At 68.0% G+C, this 18,466-nt stretch carries 14 protein-coding genes; 12 read left to right on the forward strand and 2 right to left on the reverse strand.

Annotated elements, in window-relative coordinates:
- Positions 1 to 80: 80 nt before the first annotated feature.
- Both AC1MGR_RS22070 and AC1MGR_RS22075 read right to left on the reverse strand, forming a co-directional pair.
- Positions 81 to 488 (reverse strand): hypothetical protein, encoded by a 408-nt coding sequence (locus tag AC1MGR_RS22070; RefSeq protein WP_056466896.1) that lies wholly within the window; start codon positions 486 to 488, stop codon positions 81 to 83.
- A 140-nt stretch (positions 489 to 628) separates the two neighbouring features.
- Positions 629 to 1,327, reverse strand: coding sequence for a hypothetical protein (locus tag AC1MGR_RS22075; protein ID WP_480232954.1), 699 nt, complete (start codon positions 1,325 to 1,327; stop codon positions 629 to 631).
- A 396-nt stretch (positions 1,328 to 1,723) separates the two neighbouring features.
- Between AC1MGR_RS22075 and AC1MGR_RS22080 the strand changes: the two genes are divergently transcribed.
- The 12 genes from AC1MGR_RS22080 (at position 1,724) to AC1MGR_RS22135 (ending at position 18,328) form a co-directional block, all read left to right on the forward strand.
- Complete coding sequence (locus AC1MGR_RS22080; protein WP_480232955.1) at positions 1,724 to 2,737, forward strand: LLM class flavin-dependent oxidoreductase; 1,014 nt, start codon at positions 1,724 to 1,726, stop codon at positions 2,735 to 2,737.
- A gap of 266 nt (positions 2,738 to 3,003) precedes the next feature.
- Positions 3,004 to 4,035, forward strand: a complete 1,032-nt coding sequence (locus tag AC1MGR_RS22085; protein ID WP_480232956.1) for an aspartate-semialdehyde dehydrogenase — start codon at positions 3,004 to 3,006, stop codon at positions 4,033 to 4,035.
- 388 nt (positions 4,036 to 4,423) lie between these two features.
- The gene (rimP, locus tag AC1MGR_RS22090) at positions 4,424 to 5,224 is read left to right on the forward strand and encodes a ribosome maturation factor RimP (RefSeq protein ID WP_480232957.1); all 801 of its coding nucleotides are present in this window, start codon (positions 4,424 to 4,426) and stop codon (positions 5,222 to 5,224) included.
- Between the two features lie 75 nt (positions 5,225 to 5,299).
- A complete protein-coding gene (gene nusA / locus AC1MGR_RS22095; protein WP_108039907.1) occupies positions 5,300 to 6,901 on the forward strand; it encodes a transcription termination factor NusA in 1,602 nt (533 codons plus the stop codon).
- Between the two features lie 74 nt (positions 6,902 to 6,975).
- Complete coding sequence (locus AC1MGR_RS22100; RefSeq protein WP_480232958.1) at positions 6,976 to 7,719, forward strand: RNA-binding protein; 744 nt, start codon at positions 6,976 to 6,978, stop codon at positions 7,717 to 7,719.
- A 73-nt stretch (positions 7,720 to 7,792) separates the two neighbouring features.
- Positions 7,793 to 10,708 (forward strand): translation initiation factor IF-2, encoded by a 2,916-nt coding sequence (infB, locus tag AC1MGR_RS22105; protein WP_480232959.1) that lies wholly within the window; start codon positions 7,793 to 7,795, stop codon positions 10,706 to 10,708.
- A 298-nt stretch (positions 10,709 to 11,006) separates the two neighbouring features.
- Positions 11,007 to 11,441, forward strand: a complete 435-nt coding sequence (gene rbfA, locus AC1MGR_RS22110; RefSeq protein WP_480232960.1) for a 30S ribosome-binding factor RbfA — start codon at positions 11,007 to 11,009, stop codon at positions 11,439 to 11,441.
- A 132-nt stretch (positions 11,442 to 11,573) separates the two neighbouring features.
- A complete protein-coding gene (gene truB / locus AC1MGR_RS22115; protein ID WP_480232961.1) occupies positions 11,574 to 12,602 on the forward strand; it encodes a tRNA pseudouridine(55) synthase TruB in 1,029 nt (342 codons plus the stop codon).
- A gap of 550 nt (positions 12,603 to 13,152) precedes the next feature.
- On the forward strand, positions 13,153 to 13,938 hold the full coding sequence (locus tag AC1MGR_RS22120; protein ID WP_480232962.1) for an IclR family transcriptional regulator: 786 nt from the start codon (positions 13,153 to 13,155) through the stop codon (positions 13,936 to 13,938).
- A gap of 215 nt (positions 13,939 to 14,153) precedes the next feature.
- Positions 14,154 to 15,338: an aminotransferase class V-fold PLP-dependent enzyme gene (locus tag AC1MGR_RS22125; RefSeq protein ID WP_480232963.1), complete on the forward strand. Its 1,185-nt coding sequence runs from the start codon at positions 14,154 to 14,156 to the stop codon at positions 15,336 to 15,338.
- Between the two features lie 75 nt (positions 15,339 to 15,413).
- Positions 15,414 to 16,310, forward strand: a complete 897-nt coding sequence (locus AC1MGR_RS22130) for an amino acid ABC transporter substrate-binding protein (protein ID WP_480232964.1) — start codon at positions 15,414 to 15,416, stop codon at positions 16,308 to 16,310.
- A gap of 776 nt (positions 16,311 to 17,086) precedes the next feature.
- The gene (locus tag AC1MGR_RS22135) at positions 17,087 to 18,328 is read left to right on the forward strand and encodes an MFS transporter (protein ID WP_480232965.1); all 1,242 of its coding nucleotides are present in this window, start codon (positions 17,087 to 17,089) and stop codon (positions 18,326 to 18,328) included.
- Positions 18,329 to 18,466 lie beyond the last annotated feature (138 nt).

Here is an 18,466-nt window from a genome sequence, read left to right on the forward strand (position 1 = left end):
GCCGTCTACGAGCGGACGACGCGCAAACGAAAACGGGCCCCGCAAGGGGCCCGTCGCATGTCCGGCCTGTTAAACTGGACTTAGTAGGGATTACCGAAGCGCGAGACGTAAGAGGTCGGATCGATCGCATCGACCGCCGAGAAGTCCACGTTGCGGATCGCGCTCGAGCGGGCGCCGATGAACGGGCCGTTGGTGATCGGATCGGGCAGGATGCCGCCGCCGAAGCGGTCGTTCCGGCCATAGGGCGGCGAGTTCAGGTAGCTGGCCGTGATGAACTGCGGGTTGGTCGCCGGGTTGCTGACCGAGCCGTTGTTCGCCTCGACCACATTGCCAGCATCGAGCCAGCTGCGCGGACGGATGCGGATCGGCAAGGGCTGGCTGACGCGATAGCCGGCCGGCGCGTAGCGCCCCTGGGCCTCGGCAGCGGTGTTCGCGCCGACGGCTGCGAGCGTGAGGGCACCCATCAGGGCAATCGAGACAGAGCGCATGACGCACCTTCGTTGAAGCTGTGGGACTGTAGGCCGGGCTTCCTTAAGAAACTGAGGCCTTCTTATGGGATGAAGACGTGCCAGGGCCGCCGAGGTTCCCGAAATATGGCCGCGCTTCGCGCGATCGCCGCAGTTTGGCCTCATTTTTTCGTGTGGCCCGGCTTCTTTCCATTAGGTTGGCTTGGGATCGATCCCGTCTCGATTCCGATTTCCCGCGGCGATCCGTTCGCGAGGGGGGCATGAGGGCCACAGCCGGAATTACGCCGGGCCTCGAAGCCCGCGAAGGCCGCCACCATGTCTAACGACGCTTGACCGTTCAGGGCGACCTTGTCGAGGAGACAGGTGACGGACCGTGGTTCGGGCGCCTGTCCCAGGGGTGCGCAGAGCCAGCCATCCAGGCGGAGCGCGCTGGGATTCAAGCTGGCAAAGCCCGTGCAGACACGCTTGCCCTCGCGGCCGAGGGTGACTTCAAGAGTCTCCATGGGACCGAACTTGGTCTCGATCACACCCCGCTCCCCCGTACGGATCACGGCTAGGGCTTGGCCGTCCGCGGCCCGTCGGGCCAGGGTGACGAACAGGCCAGGGCCCGGCTCGACCCCGGACACGTCGGTGACGGTAAGGCGCAGGTATGGCGCCTCGATCGTGTCGAAGCCGCCCTGGACCAGAAGATCTTCGCGCCGGCCGCTCGCCGGATTGAGCCGGGCCGCCTCCGCGCGTGGCGCTTCGATCGCCTCGGGATCGTCGAGGCGGAAGCGCGGTGCCGATAGGGCAAGGGGTGTCGCCGGGCGGACGGCCTGCGCCGAGATCGACACGAAGCCGAGCCCTGACGGTGTCTCCATAACCGGGACGACAGCGTCGGACCCTCCGCTCCGTGCCGCCCAACTCAAGACCGCAACCACGGCACCGGCTGCAACCACCTGCATGAGGTGGTGGGCCGACGGACGAGAAAGGCGCTTCCGCTCCGTCGTATCCGTGCCGAATCCGTCTCGCTCGAAAACCGTTCGCATCGCGTTCCGGGGTTCTCCGGCGGCCGCGCGCCGCCCAAGCCGATCCTGCTCCGCGCGCCGGCAAGCCTAGGTTTCCGGACACGCAGCGGAAGCCGCCTTTCGAGAAACAGGGTGAATCCATCGTGTCGACCTATGCGGACGGCACATGCCGGCCCCGGCTTGCAGTGGGGCGGGACCGTCGCGATGTGAGTTCCGGGGCAGCACCGCGAGACACAGATCAAGGAACCCATGATTCCCCTTTCCGTCCTCGACCTTGCCTTCGTGCCGGAGGGCGCGACGCCCGCAGATGCTCTGCGCAACAGTGTGGACCTTGCCCGCCACGCAGAGGAACACGGATACCGTCGATTCTGGCTGGCCGAACACCACAACATGATCGGGGTCGCCAGCGCCGCAACGGCTGTCGTAATCGGGCACGTGGCGGCCGGCACCCGCGCGATCCGCGTCGGCGCAGGGGGCATCATGCTGCCGAACCACGCACCGCTGGTGATCGCCGAGCAATTCGGCACCCTGGAGACCCTCTTCCCAGGCCGGATCGACCTCGGCCTCGGGCGCGCCCCCGGCACCGACCCACGCACCACGCGTGCCCTGCGGCGCTCCAGCGATGCCGCCGACACGTTCCCGCAGGATGTGCTGGAGCTGCAGGCGCTCCTCGGCGATCCACAGCCGGGCCAAGCGGTTCAGGCAGTCCCCGGAACCGGGTTGAAGGTGCCGCTCTGGATTCTCGGCTCGAGCACCTACGGCGCGCAGCTCGCCGCGATGCTGGGGCTCCCCTACGCGTTCGCCTCACACTTCGCGCCCGATCAGCTGCTTCCAGCACTCGCCATCTATCGAGAGCGCTTCCAACCTTCGGCCCAGCTGAGCCGGCCGCACGCGATGATTGGCGTCAACGTCGTGGCGGCCGAGACCGATGCCGAGGCGCGTCGGCTGTTCACCTCGGCCCAGCAACAGTTCACCAACCTCGTGCGCGGCACGCGCGGCCTCCTGCGGCCACCCATCGACGACATCGAATCCTACTGGGCCCCGCATGAGAAGGCGCAGGCCTCGCGGATGCTGGCGCGGGCCCTCGTCGGCTCGCCCGAGACCGTGCGGCGCGGACTTGCCGACCTGATCCGCGAGACGGGCGCCGACGAGATCATGGTGGCAGCGGCCATCCACGACCAGGATGCGCGGCGGCGCTCCTACGCCATTCTGGCGGAAGCGCGGGACGCCCTCAGCCGCGCCCCGGCTGCGCTGGTGGCGTGATCGGGCCGCCCAACCCTTGACAGCGGCGGGAGCGAAGCGTCTTGCTCCCGCGCTTGGCGACTCATGCTGCGATGCGGCGGGTACCAGACAGAGCGGACCGGGAGCGGACCGCGAACCTTCGCGGCCGGCGGGCCGCCGGCCGCCGCAGGTGGCTCGGCGCACGGCAGGGAGGCTTGAGAACGGCGCCGGACCCGGACGCTGCGGCTCGCCAGACCGGCGGGCCCTAGACCGGCCCTCGGCGCCCGCGCAGAGCGGAGTGAAGAGCAATGGGTTACAAGGTCGCCGTCGTGGGTGCCACGGGCAATGTGGGCCGCGAGATGCTGGACATCCTGTCCGAGCGCGCCTTTCCGGCGGACGAGGTGGTGGCGATCGCTTCGCGCCGCTCGGCCGGCCAGGACGTGTCTTTCGGCGACAAGATCCTGAAGGTGAAGGCCCTCGATTCCTACGATTTCTCCGACACCGACATCTGCCTGATGTCGGCCGGCGGCGAGACCTCCAAGGAGTGGTCGCCCCGCATCGGCCAGTCCGGCTGCGTCGTGATCGATAACTCGTCGGCGTTCCGCTACCATCAGGACGTGCCACTGATCGTGCCCGAGGTGAACCCGGACGCCATCCACGGTTTCTCAAAGCTGAACATCATCGCCAACCCGAACTGCTCCACGGCGCAACTCGTGGTCGCGCTGAAGCCGCTCCACGACGCGGCTACGATCAAGCGCGTGGTCGTCGCGACCTACCAGTCGGTCTCCGGCGCCGGCAAGGATGCCATGGACGAGCTCTTCCAGCAGACCCGCTCGGTCTTCACCGCCGGCGAGATCAAGGCCGAGAAGTTCCCCAAGCGCATCGCCTTCAACGTCATCCCGCACATCGATGTGTTCATGGAGGACGGCTACACGAAGGAAGAGTGGAAGATGGTCGCCGAGACCAAGAAGATGCTCGACCCCAAGATCAAGCTCACGGCCACCGCCGTGCGCGTGCCGGTCTTCATCGGCCATGCCGAGGCGGTGAACGTCGAGTTCGAGCGTCCGATCTCGGCCGAGCAGGCCACCGCGATCCTGCGCTCGGCCCCCGGCCTCATGGTGGTCGATAAGCGCGAGCCCGGCGGCTACATGACCCCTCACGAGGCAGCCGGCGAGGACGCTACCTACGTATCCCGCATCCGCGAGGACGCCACGGTGGAGAACGGCCTCTCGTTCTGGTGCGTCGCCGACAACCTGCGCAAGGGTGCGGCGCTCAACACCGTGCAGATCGCCGAGATGCTGGTGAACCGCAAGCTGTTGAAGCGGGTTCAGGCCGCCTGATCTTCGACGCTGATCCCGGATCCGGCCCTGGGTCCACGACGATCATCGACGCCGTCCCTCAAGCGGGGCGGCGTTTGCTTTGGGCTCGATCGTGGGTCAGGCCGGAGTTCCGGAGGCGGACGCAGGTCGTCCAGTTGGGCACAGGGCAGCCTGCGGCGCTGTCCGCCGGATGGTACGCCTCTCGCGAAGTGTAGGCAGAAACTGATGGTCGACCGCTTCGAAATATCTTGAAAAACGAAGCGAACCAGCCTACGTCTGAAAACATCAGTTCTGGTTGCAGTTGTGAGACTGCGGTTCGGGAGTGGGCCCCACCGGGTCCGCTCTTTTTTATTGCCGCAATGCCTCCTGCGCCGGATCGCCTCGGACAAGGCCGGACTTCAAGCGCAGCATGGCGGACAACCTCAACAGCGACCCGCTCAACAGCGATCTCACCGAGAAGCGCCTCATCACCGAGACCGGCGTAGCCGCGCGGGTGGTGCAGGTCATCGAGGGCTCGATCCAGGGCCTCGGCTATCGCGTGGTCCGGGTAAAGGTGTCGAGCGCCAACGGGTGCACGGTTCAGATCATGGCCGAGCGACCCGACGGCACCATGACGGTGGACGATTGTGAGGCGGTGAGCCGTGCGATCTCGCCGCTGCTCGATCTCGATGACCCGATCGGCAAGCCCTACTACCTCGAGATCTCTTCGCCGGGCATCGACCGGCCGCTGGTGCGGGCGGTCGATTTCGCGCGCTGGGCCGGCTACGAGGCGAAGGTCGAGCTTGCGGTGCCGATGGACGGCCGCAAGCGCTTCCGCGGCATCATCGGTGCCCCGAACCCGGACGGCCTCACCGTGCCGATCGATCTGCCCGATGTGAAGGAGGGCCTGCCGAGCCGGATCGACCTGCCGCTGCGTGATCTCGGCGACGCCTATCTGGTGCTCACTGACGAACTGGTGCGCGAATCGCTGCGCCGCGGCGGTCCGCCCGTCCACGACGACGACATGGACGATACCGAGGTGGATGAAACGGAGCCCGCTCCTGTTCCGCTCAAGAAAAAAATTTCCCGTCCCCTGAAGCCGAAGGCCTCGCAGCGGCCGAAGCCCGTGAAGGTCGAGACCGAGGAGAGTCTCGCCATCAAGGCCCGAAACAAGGCGAAGCCCGTCCGCACCAAGGCGGTGCGGGTGAAGGAAGACGGCAAGCTCCACTAACACGCCCGGATCCCCGCTCCCCCGAGCGGCGGAGGGCATCGCGACAGAACACGACGAAGAGAAGGACGAAAACCGATGGCCGTCGTCAGCGCCAACAGGCTCGAACTCCTGCAGATTGCCGAAGCGGTCGCCCGCGAGAAGGTGATCGACCGCTCCATCGTGATCGACGCGATGGAGGAAGCCATCGCCAAGGCCGCGCGCTCACGCTACGGCGCTGAGACCGATGTGCACGCCGAGATCGACCCGAAGACGGGCGCGCTGCGCCTGTCGCGTCACCTCGTGGTGGTGGATCAGGTCGAGAACGATGCGCGCGAGGTGACCCTGGAGCAGGCACGCCGCTACAACCCCGGCGCCCTCGTGGGCGACGTCATCTCCGACACCCTGCCGCCCTTCGACTTCGGCCGCGTCGCCGCCCAGTCGGCCAAGCAAGTCATCGTCCAGAAGGTGCGCGACGCCGAACGGGACCGCCAGTACGACGAGTACAAGGACCGCATCGGCGAGGTCGTGAACGGCCTCGTGAAACGCGTCGAGTACGGCAATGTCATCGTCGACCTCGGCCGCGGCGAGGGAATCGTCCGCCGCGACGAGATGATCCCGCGCGAGACCTTCCGTCCGGGCGACCGTATCCGATCCTACCTGTTCGACGTGCGTCGCGAGGTGCGCGGCCCGCAGATTTTCCTCTCGCGCTCGCACCCGCAGTTCATGGCGAAGCTCTTCGGCCAGGAAGTGCCGGAGATCTACGACGGCATCGTCGAGGTGAAGGCCGTGGCCCGCGATCCCGGCTCGCGTGCGAAGATCGCCGTGATCTCGCGGGACGGCTCGATCGACCCGGTCGGCGCCTGCGTCGGCATGCGCGGCTCCCGCGTCCAGGCGGTGGTCGGCGAACTTCAGGGTGAGAAGATCGACATCATCCCGTGGTCCGAGGACCAGGCGACTTTCATCGTCAATGCGCTGCAGCCGGCGGAAGTCGTGAAGGTGGTGCTGGACGAGGAGGCCGACCGCATTGAGGTGGTGGTACCGGACGACCAGCTCTCCCTGGCGATCGGCCGCCGTGGTCAGAACGTGCGCCTCGCCTCGCAGCTCACGGGCTGGGACATCGACATCCTGACCGAGGCCGAGGAGTCGGAGCGCCGCCAGAAGGAATTCTCCGAGCGCACTGCGATCTTCATGGAAGCGCTCGACGTCGACGAGACGGTGGGCCAGCTCCTGGCGGCGGAAGGCTTCCGCAACGTCGAGGAGATCGCCTACGTCGAACCGGGCGAACTCGCGAATATCCAGGGCCTCGACGAGGAGAGCGGCACCGAGATCCAGGCGCGCGCCCAGGATCACCTCGCCCGCGTCGAATCGGAGTTCGATGCCAAGCGCCAGGAGCTCGGGGTGCAGGACGAGCTGCGCGAGATCGACGGCATCACCACGCCCATGCTGGTGGCCCTGGGCGAGAACGACGTGAAAACGATCGAAGACCTCGCCGGCTGCGCCACCGACGATCTGGTGGGCTACACCGAAGGTCGCGGTCCCGAGGCGAAGCGCCACGCGGGCTACCTGGAGGGTTTCGAGATCTCGCGGGCCGAAGCGGAAGCCATGGTCATGGCGGCGCGCGTCCATGCCGGCTGGATCGAGGCGCCGGCCGAGCCCGACGCCACTGAGACCACCGACGAGGAACCCGCCTCGGCCTGAGCGAGCGAATCAATGTTCCCCGCGGTCCCGGATCGCGGGGATATCTTCCTGTCGACGAAAGAATCCCACGCCGCATGACGGGCGAAACCGCCGATGTGACCGCCGCATCCGTCGAGCCGGATCCGAGCGTTCTGCTCGATCCAGGCCCAGGGCGGGGGCGCGCCAATGCTCTGCGCACATGCCTCGTCACGCGCGTGACGCAGGCGCCATCCGGCTTGATCCGCTTCGTGCTCGGGCCCGATGGCACCGTGGTACCGGATCTGAAGGCCCGCCTGCCCGGTCGCGGCGCTTGGCTGACCCCGACCCGAGCGGTGGTCAACGAAGCGGTGAAGCGGCGCGCCTTCCAGCGCGCCTTCAAGAGCAAGGATGCGGTGGCCCCCGACCTCGCCGACCGCATCGCCGAGGGCCTGCGTGCCGACCTGCGTCAGTCGCTGTCCCTGGCCAACAAGGCGGGCTGTGTGGTCGCGGGGTTCGCCAAGGTGGAGTCTGCCATCGGTGACAAGGCCGGCGTGGCGGCGGTGATCCAGGCGTCGGACGGCAGCGCCGACGGGCGGCGGAAGATCGTCGCGGCATTGCACCGGCGGCATGGCAGTGCCATATCGTGCATTCCCGTCATCGATGACCTGTCCAACGAAGAATTGGACATGGCCTTGGGTCGGGATCATGTGATACATGCGGCTCTCGTCGCAGGAGTCGGAGCTTCCGGCTGCCTTGCGCGTTGGCGTCGGCTCCGCTCCTTCGAAGGTTTGGCGACGACGGCCGAGGAGGCCGGCTCCGCCCGTATTGGGCAGGCCGTTTCCGATCTGCACGACGATTGAAGTGACGGATCTACCCGGCGCACAGCAGTTTGCCGGTTCACGGGACGATGGAAACCCTCAGGGTTTGGACTGAATGAGCGATACGAACAATCCGGGCGACAAGACGCAGGCGAGACCCCCTTCGAAGCCGCTGTCCTTGAAGCGTCCGATCGAGCAGGGAACGGTGCGTCAGAGCTTCTCCCATGGCCGCTCCAAGCAGGTCGTGGTCGAGACGGTGAAGCGCCGTGTCATCGGCGCGGCGCCGGCCGCCCCCGCACGTGAGACGACGCCTGTCGCCCCTGCCACGCGGGTGGCTCCGCCCCCGCCGCCGGCCGCACCCCGTCCGGCCCAGCGCTCGGCCAATGGCGTCGTGCTGCGGACCCTCAGCGAGCAGGAGCGCGATGCCCGCGCCGCCGCACTCGCCGACGCCCAGCGTCGCGAGACGGAGGCCCGCAAGCGTGCCGAGGCGGAAGCCGCCGCGGAGCGTGAGCGCCTGGCTGCCGAGCAGCGCGAGCGTGAGGCCGCCGAAGCCAAGAAGCGCGAGGAAGAAGCTCGCCGCCGCAAGGAGGACGAGGAGCGCCGTGCCGCCGAGGAGGCGCAGCGCGCCGCCGACGCTGCGGCACAGGATGCCGCGAAGGCACAGCCTGCCCCGGCCGCGGCCCCGACGGTGTCGAAGACCGCTCCGATGCCCGCGGCCCCGACCATCGTTCGCTCGGCGCCTCCTGCAGCTGCTCCCGCCGCCGAGCGGCCCGCGGCCGCAGCCGCGCCGACCCGTCCGGCTGCAGCAGCGACTCCGGCCCGTCCGGCGGCTCGCCCGCCGCTGACGGCGCGTCCGGCCACGGCCGAGCCGCGCAAGACCATCACGGCCGACGTGCGCAAGCCGCGCGATCTGAACTTCATGGCTCGTCCCGCTCCGGCGCCGGAGCCTGAGCCCACCGCTCCGACCGCAGCCACCGCTGCCCGTCCGGCCGGTGGCGCCACGCCGGCCCGCACGGCTGGCCGCCCGCAGGCTGCCGAGGAGGAGAGCGAGCAGAAGCGTGTGATCCGCCGCCCCGGCATGCCGCTCAAGATCATCACGCCGCCCAAGACCCCGAAGCAGCCGGGCGGCGATCGCAACCGCGGCCGTCTCACGATCGCCACGGCCACCTCGGGTGAGGACGAGCGGACGCGGTCCGTCGCCTCGTTCCGCCGCCGCCAGCAGCGCATGAGCGGCAATCGGCAGGTGGAGCAGAAGGAGAAGCTCTCCCGCGAGGTGACGATCCCGGAGACGATCACGATCCAGGAACTCGCCAACCGCATGTCGGAGCGGGCGGTGGACGTGATCCGTCTGCTGATGAAGCAGGGTCAGATCCACAAGATCACCGACGTGATCGACTCCGATTCGGCTCAGCTCATCGCCGAGGAACTCGGCCACACCGTGCGCCGCGTCGCGGAGTCGGATGTCGAGGAAGGCCTGTTCAGCGACGAGCCGGAGCTGGAGGAGGATCTCGATCCGCGTCCCCCGGTCGTCACCATCATGGGCCACGTCGACCACGGCAAGACCTCGCTCCTCGACGCGATCCGCAAGACCACCGTGGTCTCCGGCGAGGCCGGCGGCATCACACAGCACATCGGCGCCTATCAGGTCGCAGCCCCGAGCGGCGACATGGTCACCTTCATCGACACCCCCGGCCACGCGGCCTTCACCTCCATGCGCGCCCGCGGCGCCAAGGTGACGGATATCGTCGTACTCGTGGTGGCGGCCGATGACGGCGTCATGCCCCAGACGGTCGAGGCGATCTCCCACGCCAAGGCCGCCGGCGTGCCTCTGATCCTCGCGATTAACAAGATCGACAAGCCCGAGGCGAACCCCCAGCGGGTCCGCACCGAGCTGCTGCAGCACGACATCCAGGTCGAGTCGATGGGCGGCGAGACCCTCGAGTTCGAAGTCTCGGCCAAGACGGGTGACGGTCTCGAGGAACTGCTCGACGGCCTGCAGCTCCAGGCCGAAATCATGAACCTGCGCGCCAATGAGACGCGCGACGGCGAAGGCACGGTCATCGAGGCCAAGCTCGATCGCGGTCGTGGCCCGGTGGCGACGGTCCTGGTCCAGCGCGGCACCCTATTCACCGGCGACATCGTCGTGGCGGGTGCCGAGTGGGGTCGCGTGCGCGCCCTCATCGACGACAAGGGCGAGAACGTGCCCTACGCCGGACCGTCGGTCCCGGTGGAGGTGCTCGGCTTCAACGGCACCCCGGATGCGGGCGACCGCGTCGTGGTCGTACCGAACGAGGCCCGGGCCCGCGAGGTCACGGAGTATCGTGCCCGCCAGAAGCGCGAGCGCCTGGCCGCCCGTACCGGTGGCGCGAACCGCTCGCTCGTGGACATGATGCGCGACCTCAAGGAGGGCGCCGGCCGCAAGGAACTGGCGCTCGTCGTCAAGGGCGACGTGCAGGGTTCGGTGGAAGCCATCAACGGCGCGCTGGAGAAGCTCGGCAACGACGAGGTGTCGGCGCGGATCCTGCTCGCGGGCGTCGGCGGCATCACCGAGTCGGACATCACCCTGGCGGAGGCCTCGAAGGCGGTCGTCATCGGCTTCAACGTGCGGGCCCACAAGGAAGCGCGCGAGTCGGCCGAACGGAACGGTGTCGAGATCCGCTACTACAACATCATCTACGATCTCGTGGATGACATTAAGTCGACCCTGTCGGGCATGCTGCCGCCGACGCTGCGCGAGGAGCGTCTCGGCGAAGCCCAGATCCTGCAGATCTTCGACGTGTCGAAGGTCGGCAAGATCGCCGGTTGCCGCATCCTCGACGGTGTGGTCCAGCGCGGGGCGCATGTCCGCCTGATTCGCGACAGCGTGGTGATCCACGAGGGCAAGCTCGCCCAGCTGAAGCGCCTGAAGGACGACGCGAAGGAAGTCACCGCCGGCTACGAGTGCGGTATGTCCTTCGAGAACTTCCAGGACATGCGGGCCGGCGACACCATCGAGTGCTACCGGGTCGAGGAGATCCGTCGCACGCTCTGAGCGCCGGGATCGCTTCGGAATACCAGCGGGGTCGCGACGAGGTCGCGGCCCCGTTGCGCATTTGGGAGCCCCGGATGCCGCGTGTTGCATGACCGACGACGCGGAAACGTGCGCGACGGGCCTATATCCCGGACGGTGATCTGCGCTAAGAGGATCGCCTTCGACGTCCGCTTCGTTTCAGCCGGCTCGGCGTTTCCGTGCGGCGGCACCTCGATGTTCCGTTTCAGCGACGCATCGTCCGCGGCTCCCGGCGCGCCGGTGTCGAACCGTTTGGACGACAAGACGATCAGAACCCGACATGGCCCAGAGACAGACCCCCACCGGACCCTCGCAGCGCCAGCAGCGCGTCGCCGAGCTGATCCGCCACGCCATCGCCGAGGTTCTCCAGCGCGGGGACATCCAGGACCCGGTGCTGAGCGCGCACGTCATCACGGTGCCGGAGGTGCGGATGTCGCCGGACCTGAAGCTCGCCACCGCCTACATCATGCCGCTCGGCGGCCTGGACGAGGCGCCGGTGCTGGCGGCCCTGGCGCGCAACAAGAAGGCGCTGCGCCAGGAGGTCGCCCGCCGGGTGAACCTGAAATACGCCCCCGACCTGCGCTTCCTGCGCGACGAGACCTTCGACGAGGCCGACCGGATCGACGCCCTGCTGCGGACTGATAAGGTGCGCCGTGACCTCGAATCACCGGCCGCGGAGAAGGACGACGGCGCCTCGGACCCCGATGCGGCCTGACGCGCACCGCGCCTGACCGGTGCAGGGTCTCCGGCCCGAGGCGACGGAGACACCGAACAGCGAACCCCGACCGGGACGGATGACGGCGCAGGACGTGCCGCCCGCCCCCTATGAGCAGTGACCGAGGACCCCATGATCAACGAACCGACCGTCGAGCGCACCGAGGGCTCAGCGCTGCCGAATCCGGCGGACCGGCCCGTGGCCGCCGAGGGCCGGCGTCCGCCGCGGGGCGCGCCGCGTCCCGACCGGCCGAAGCGCCGCGACGTCAACGGCTGGGTGATCCTCGACAAGGGCGTCGGCATGACCTCGACCCACGCGGTCGCGGTGGTGAAGCGCGCCTTCAACGCCAAGAAGGCGGGCCATGCCGGCACCCTCGACCCGCTGGCCTCCGGCATCCTGCCGATCGCGCTCGGCGAGGCGACCAAGACGGTCCCGTTCGTGATGGACGGCCGCAAGGCCTACGTCTTCACCGTGACCTGGGGCATCGAGACCGACACCGACGACGCCGAGGGCCGGCCGGTGGCCACCAGCGAGGCGCGCCCGAGCCGCGAGGCCGTGGAGGCGGCGCTGCCGACCTTCATCGGCGCCATCGAGCAGGTGCCGCCGCGCTACTCGGCGATCAAGATCGCCGGCGAACGCGCCTACGACCTCGCCCGCGACGGCGAGGAGGTCGTGCTGGTGGCCCGCCCGGTGCAGATCGACCACCTCGCGGTGGTGGAGCACAGCCCCGAGCGCACGGTGATCGAGGCCGCCTGCGGCAAGGGCACCTATGTCCGCGCCATCGCCCGCGACCTCGGCCGCCTGCTCGGCTGCTACGGCCACGTCTCGGCCCTGCGCCGCACCCGCGTCGGCCCCTTCACCGAGGCCGATTCCTGCCAGGTCGCCGCCCTCGAGGAAGCCGGGCCGGACGGCAATGCCGGCCATCTCCACCCCGTCGAGACCGCCCTGGACGCGGTCCCGTCGGTGCCGGTCTCCCGCGACATGGCCCTGCGGCTGATGCGCGGCCAGCCGGTGATCCTGCGCGGGCGCGACGCTCCGGTGGAGGGCAAGGCCTTCGCCACCTGCGGCGGCATCCTCGTGGCGGTGGGCGATGTCGAGCGCGGCGAACTGGTGCCGCACCGGGTGTTCCACCTCGGCGGGACGGCCAACCGCCCGACCTGAGTCCCCTGTCCCCGCGGGGTCGAGCGCTTGCCACCCTCCGCGGGCCCCGGGGCTCCACCGCCTACCGATCGGGGCGCCCCGTGCCGCGACGGGCCGCCATCCATCGACGAGACCTGCATCCGGGAGGCGACCGCCTGCGCCCCGGCGCGGAACCGCGCCGCCCGACATCGGCAGCGCGAACGCCGGCCAGCCGGTCCCCCCGGATGGGCGAGGGTCCGCGCCGCGCACGCGAAGGCGGGCGAAGGAATGCAGAATGGGAGCAGATCCGGGACACGATCCTTTGGTCTGGGCAGGCTAAGACGTTCCGCGCCCTCAGGCCGAGACGCGATCTGTGCGCCTGCGTGAAGGGCCGCTGAGGGGGGGGCCGGCCGGTCCGCTTGCGGACAGGAATCGGCCGAAGCAGACATCGCCATTGCGCCCGCTCACGACCCTTCGCGCCCCCCCGGAAGGAATGATGTGAGCAGGATTGCCGTCGTTCGGTCGGCGGGAGCCTTTGGCGGCAATCTGCTGTAGGACGCAGCCGAGTTGCACGCGCGCGAAGGAATGGACCGTGGCCGACGAACAGGACAGGTCGCCCGTCGGACCGCTGGATCGGGCTATCGCTATTCTGACGTTCGTCGCCGAGCAGAAGAAGGCCCTTTCGGCTGCGGAGATCGCCGCCGCGCTCGCGCTGCCTTTGCCCACGGCTCATCGCCTCATCGGCAATCTGGAAGATCGGGGCTTGATCCAGAAGGCCCTGGGCACGAAGCGCTACGTCGTTGGCAGCAAGCTTGTCACGCTCTCCGCCAAGACGATCGGAGCCGCGTTCCGAACGGTACGTCGGCAGGCAGTCCTGAGCGCCGTAGCCGATCGTATCGGCGAGCAATGCGAGATCGGCGTCGTGCGCGATGATACCGTGGTCTATGTCGATAGCGTGCGGTCGAAGGAACACCAAGGCTTGCAGTTCAACCCCAGTGCCTCCGCGCCCATGCACTGCACTTCGACCGGCAAGATCTACATGAGCCGATTGCCGGCAAAAACGAAGAACCGCCTGGCTCACTCGCTGGTCCTGGCCCGGTACACGCCCACGACGATCGTCGATCCCGGGGAATTGCTCGCCAGCCTCGAAGAAACGCGGCGCAGGGGCTGGGCCAAGACGAACGAGGAATTCGTGCGGGGGGTCGTCGGCTGCGCCGTACCGATCGTCTCACCGGCGGGCGACCTGATTGCCTGCCTGGGCGTGTCGGTGCCCGTGGCGAGAGTCGGCTTTGCAAAGCTCGATACCTTCATCGGTCCCCTTCAGAAGGCGGCCGCCCTTCTCTCCGAGACGATCCTGCAAGACAACGAAGATATCTGAAATTCTCATTTTTCGGAATTAACTCTCTCGTTTTTCGAGTTAGAGTCTCGACGCTTTGGGCACGTCGTGTATTTTCGAATGCGCGCAACTGATGTGACTACATCATAATCAGTATGCGCAGTTCCGCGTCACATAGACATCGAGACTGAGCGAAGATTGCCGCTGGCCCTGGCCGGCGCGAATGCTTCGTCATGTCCGCGTCGCGAGAGATGAGCATGAAGCAGTATTATGACGTTGCCGCTGTCCGTCAGGCGTTCCCGGCTGTCGAGCACGTCGTCTATCTCGACAGCGGGTTCCAGACACCGCTCTCCAGGCCCGTGAAGGCGGCCTACGAGCGTTTCCTGCAGGAAGGCTTCGAGACGGCCGGTCCGAAGCAGATCTGGCTCAACCGGTTGGAAGAGACCCGCGCCAAAGTCGCAACCCTCCTCGGCGCTGAACCCCGCGAGATCGCCTTCACGAAAAATACCTCGGAGAGCATGAACATCGCCGCCAATGCGCTTCCCCTGCAGGCCGGCGACAAGGTTCTGATGATCGATGGGGATCATCCCAACAATGCCTACGCCTTCCTCAACTTGCAGAGGAAGGGCGTAGAGATCGTCTTCATTCCGATGAGCCCGGTGGTGAACGCAGAAAGCTTCGCGCCCTACATCGACGAGCGGACGCGAGCGATTTCCATGTCTCACGTCACCTTCCACGCCGGTCATCGCTTCGACGTAGAGAGCGTTGGCGATCTCTGCGCACAGCGCGACCTCTACTTCGTCGTGGACGTGATGCAGGGCATCGGCGTCGTGCCGATCGACGCGAAGGCGATGAAGGCCACCTTCATCGGCTCCGGCACGCACAAGGGCCTGCTGGTGCCTCAGGGGCTCGGCCTGCTCTATTGGGATGCTGCACGCATCGAGCTGGAGCCCGCGTATCTGGCGGCAGCCAGCCTCGCCAAACCGCCCGCGGATTTCATCGCGCGGGCGGACAACATGGCCTTGCCGGCGACCGCCGGGCGGTTCGAACTCGGCAACTTCAACCTGCCAGCCATCCAAGGGCTTGGAGCGGCGCTCGATCTCATCGAAGAAATTGGCATCGGGAACATTCAGAACCACTGCTTCGAACTCGGCGACTACCTGATCGAACGTCTCGACGAGCTTGATGTCGGCCTGGTCGGCCCGCGCGAGCGGGAGCACCGCGCGCCGCACATCTATGTCATCGCGCTGCCGGCGGCGGAATGGCTCGACTACTTCACCCGCACCGGCATCCGGGTCTCGCCCGAGCGGGACGGCATCCGCGTCTCCCTCGGCATGTTCAACACCACCGCCGACATCGACCAGCTCGTCGAAGCCATCCGCGCCAGGAACGTGCCGACGACACCGCAGGCGCGCACGGCTGTCCTTTCGAAGCTCGGATAGTCGGCCGAAAACCGCCCTCACCTCATCCAAGTCCGACACCGGGAAGAGCCGAAGTTTATCGAAAGGAGAAAAGTCATGTTCTCAGGTCGCGTTTTCACACGAGTATCCTGTGCGCTCGCCTTCGGCTTCATCACGAGTGCAGTCCGCGCGGATAGTCCAACGCTTGCCAAGATCAAGCAGACCGGCAGCGTGATGCTCGGGTATCGCGAGGCTTCGATCCCGTTCTCGTACCTTGGCAAGGACCAGAAGCCGACTGGCTTTGCACTCGATCTGTGCGCCAAGGTCGTCGACAGGATCAAAGCCGATCTCAAGCTCGACAAGCTCGACGTCAAGCTTCAGCCGGTGGACTCCTCCAATCGCATTCCGCTGATCCAGAACGGAACCATCGATATGGAGTGCGGGGCGACTTCGAGCAGCGCCGCCCGGCTCAAGCAAGTCTCCTTCTCGGTCGCGATCTTCGTCTCCTCGGCACGGTGGCTGACCAAGGTCTCGTCGGGTATCCACGACGTGAAGGGGCTCGACGGCAAGGCCGTTGTCGTAACCCAGGGCTCGAACGCCACCAACTTCGCGTTCGGCATCAAGACCAAGGGCGGCACCTTCAATATCATCCAGGGCAAGGACCACGGAGAGTCCATGCTCACGCTCCAGAGCGGGCGCGCAGCGGCCTTCATGGAGGACGATATCCTGTTGGCCAGCCTGAAGGCCCGCACGCCCGATCCGGCCTCGTACGCCTTCCTGCCCGAAACCTACGCCCTGGTTCCCTATGGACTGATGCTGCCCAAGGGCGACGCGGAGCTCAAGGCGCTTACGGACGATGTCCTGAAGGGCATGATGGCGTCGGGTGCCTTCACCAAGCTCTATGCCAAGTGGTTCGAGAGTCCGATTCCACCGAACGGCGACAACCTGAACTTCCCGATGTCGGACGCCCTGAAGGAGCGTGTCGCCCACCCAAGCGACTCGATCGAATTCTGATCCTTGCCGTCCGGAGTTCAGCGAGCGCCCGGATCGTCCATCTCGGCACGAAACCAGACGCTCGCCAGGTGTTCATCTGGCCTCCGCTGTCGACCCCGAGCTGAGTTTGCCGGACGGCTGACGAACGTCCGCTTCGGGAGAACGCCGACAGCGCTTCCGGCGTCTGGTTGGGGTCGGAACCGGAATGGCCGCTGCGGGTGGAATTCCGCCAGTCCGGTTTGGGGTTTCAAATTTGACGGGCAGACGCCGGGGCCGAGAGCAGCGGCAGGCAACGACCCTGCGGCAGGCGCCACCCGGCTCGGTCCGAACGAGCAATCCGGCCGGTTTCCGTCGCGGATCGACCCGGTGCGGGCGGCCACGACGCTGCGGCCCCTGCCTCCGCTCGACCCCCCGGGGTGGCGGGGCGACCGCAGCGTCGCCCCCCGGGTCGATCCGACCCGATCCCGGACACGCGTGATCGCCGACCTCGCCGATGGGCCGATGAGCCTCCCCACCCGCAAGCCTCCCCGCCGGCAAGCCTCCCCGCCGGCAAGCCTCCCCGCCGGCAAACCTCCCCGCCGGCAAACCTCCCCGCCGGCAAGCCTCGTACCCGGCAAGCCGCGCGGAGGGTGAGCCGCGCGGCCCGCGTCGTCCGAGGCACCATCCGGGGCATCGCGGCGGATCTCGTCGCGCGCAACGGCGGGGTGGAGTAGAGGATCGGCCGTCCGACGTCACCGCCGGACAGCGATCCTCTCGGGCCCGACGATCGATGGCCCGGAATGCGGAGCGGAGCCTCGTTGTCCAGACCCCCCTTGCCCGAGACCTCGCCCGCGCCGCCTCCGGCGGCACTCGCCGGACCGACCATGCCGGGCAACGTGGCCCTCGGCCTGACGCAGATTTTCCTGTGGGGCGGCTCGTTCTTCCTGATCGCCGTGCTGGCCGATCCGATCGTCCAGTCCACGGGCTGGCCGCAGGGGATGGTGGTGGGGGCCCTGTCTCTCGCCATCCTGGTCTCCGGGGTCCTCTCGCCCTGGATCGGCCGGATGATCCACCGGCATGGCGGCCGGACCGTGCTGGTCGCCGGATCCCTGGTCATCGCCGCGGGCCAGATCCTGATGGCCGTGTCCCCGAACCTGCCGATCTTCCTGCTCGCGTGGGCCGTCATCGGCGCAGGCATGGCGGCGGCCCTCTACGATCCGCTCTTCGCCGCCATCGGGCAGGCCTATGGGGCCTCGGCCCGCCGGGCGATGACCCAGATCGCCATCGCGTCCGGCTTCGCCATCACCGTGTGCTGGCCGGCGACCCGTTTCCTCGTCGTCCAGGTCGGATGGCGCGGCACGTGCGTGGTCTACGCCGCGCTCGCGGTCCTGGTGGTGGCCCCGCTCTTCGCCTGGGCGCTGCCCCGCCGGGACCGGATCGCGGCCGTCCTCCCCCCGCCGGCCGCGGGGGCGACGCCGCTCGCGCCATCCACCGGGGCGGCTCGCCTGCCGGGCGAACACATCCTCGCCGTGACGTTCACCAGCGCGGCGGTCATCATGACGGCGGTCTCGGTGCAGCTCCTGCTGCTGCTTCAGGCCAAGGGTGTCTCCGCCGGGGCCGCCGTGGCCCTCAGCGCGCTCATCGGACCGTCCCAGGTCGGGGCCCGCATCCTCGAACTCGTCTTCGGGCGTCGCGCCCATCCGGCCTGGGCGCTCCTCGTGTCGAGCGGAAGCGTCGGGCTCGGCCTCCTGATCCTGGCCACGGCGCCGGCCTTCGCCTGGCTCGCCATCGTCCTCTACGGCGCGGGCAACGGCATGCGCACGGTGGTGCGGGGCACCCTCCCCCTCACCCTCTACGGCCAGCACGACTACGCGGCGGTCATGGGCCGTCTCGCGCGACTCCCCCTGCTCGGGCAGGCGGCAACACCCCTGGCCTGCGGCTATCTCACGGACTGGTTCGGCCTCGACGTGCTCCTCGACCTGATGCTCGGCATCGCGGTGGTGAACGTCGTCCTCTCGGTGATCGTCGCCCGGCGGGCGATACGGCATGGGAAGGCCTGAGGAAGGGACCGCGAACCGGGTCCCGAGGACCGGATCGCCCTCGGAATCATCCCGTGCCAGAGGGGATCCGGTGGATGCTCGCGCCGCCGCATCGCTCGGACCCACGTGCGGTGATCGGAATGCGTCCGACCCACCGAG

The organism is Methylobacterium sp. BI1, from assembly GCF_056680125.1.

Bases quoted from the DNA above. Each gene is read 5' to 3' on its own strand.
- truB (WP_480232961.1), top strand. From the start codon at position 11,574: ATGATCAACGAACCGACCGTCGAGCGCACCGAGGGCTCAGCGCTGCCG.
- rimP (WP_480232957.1), top strand. From the start codon at position 4,424: ATGGCGGACAACCTCAACAGCGACCCGCTCAACAGCGATCTCACCGAG.
- AC1MGR_RS22130 (WP_480232964.1), top strand. From the start codon at position 15,414: ATGTTCTCAGGTCGCGTTTTCACACGAGTATCCTGTGCGCTCGCCTTC.
- AC1MGR_RS22080 (WP_480232955.1), top strand. From the start codon at position 1,724: ATGATTCCCCTTTCCGTCCTCGACCTTGCCTTCGTGCCGGAGGGCGCG.
- AC1MGR_RS22075 (WP_480232954.1), bottom strand. From the start codon at position 1,327: ATGGAGACACCGTCAGGGCTCGGCTTCGTGTCGATCTCGGCGCAGGCC.
- AC1MGR_RS22100 (WP_480232958.1), top strand. From the start codon at position 6,976: ATGACGGGCGAAACCGCCGATGTGACCGCCGCATCCGTCGAGCCGGAT.
- rbfA (WP_480232960.1), top strand. From the start codon at position 11,007: ATGGCCCAGAGACAGACCCCCACCGGACCCTCGCAGCGCCAGCAGCGC.
- infB (WP_480232959.1), top strand. From the start codon at position 7,793: ATGAGCGATACGAACAATCCGGGCGACAAGACGCAGGCGAGACCCCCT.
- AC1MGR_RS22085 (WP_480232956.1), top strand. From the start codon at position 3,004: ATGGGTTACAAGGTCGCCGTCGTGGGTGCCACGGGCAATGTGGGCCGC.
- AC1MGR_RS22125 (WP_480232963.1), top strand. From the start codon at position 14,154: ATGAAGCAGTATTATGACGTTGCCGCTGTCCGTCAGGCGTTCCCGGCT.
- AC1MGR_RS22070 (WP_056466896.1), bottom strand. From the start codon at position 488: ATGCGCTCTGTCTCGATTGCCCTGATGGGTGCCCTCACGCTCGCAGCC.
- nusA (WP_108039907.1), top strand. From the start codon at position 5,300: ATGGCCGTCGTCAGCGCCAACAGGCTCGAACTCCTGCAGATTGCCGAA.